Here is a 592-nt window from a genome sequence, read left to right as displayed (position 1 = left end):
GAAATTGGCAGTAATTGCAATATCGGCGCCGGGGTGATCACCTGCAACTATGACGGCGTGAATAAATTCAAAACCATTATCGGTGATAATGTGTTTGTCGGTTCCGATAGCCAATTGGTGGCACCGGTCAAGATTGCCGATGGCGCCACCATCGGTGCCGGCGCAACGATTACCAAAGATGTCGCCGACAACGAGCTGGTGATTAGCCGTGTGCCACAGCGCCATATTGCCAACTGGCAGCGCCCTACCAAGAAAAAATAACGCGCTTTTTCCCTGCCGTAAAAGCTGCAAACCGCACTTTTACGGCATAAAATATCCCCACGTTTGTGGCAAAAGTGTGATCTTCCTTGAAATTCCGGTAACAAAATTGAATTTAATATTGCTTTTATAAATGGAGCGAATATATCATTCGGATATAAGGAATGATAATTACCTTTCAGTGTTGGTTGAATTATCGCCAAGTCCTAACCTAAGTGAGAGTATGAAAGCGATAAAAACCCTGTTATCCCGTCTTATATTCGGTCTATATCTGACAACGGCAGTTGCTGTGTCAGCAGCGTACCCAGATTTGCCGCAGCCGATTAAGCAAGGT

1 protein-coding gene is annotated in these 592 nt (G+C 45.4%); it reads left to right on the top strand.

Annotated features, from left to right (window positions below; translation table 11 throughout):
- The coding region (locus tag FHQ23_RS03030) for a DapH/DapD/GlmU-related protein (RefSeq protein ID WP_267963605.1) at nucleotides 1-261 on the top strand (261 nt) is incomplete at its 5' end.
- Nucleotides 262-592 lie beyond the last annotated feature (331 nt).

The sequence above is a fragment of the Testudinibacter crocodili genome (assembly GCF_006228025.1).
Taxonomy (GTDB): domain Bacteria; phylum Pseudomonadota; class Gammaproteobacteria; order Enterobacterales; family Pasteurellaceae; genus Chelonobacter.
Note: the sequence above shows the minus strand (reverse complement) of the source record. Positions and strands in the feature narration are given on the sequence as shown.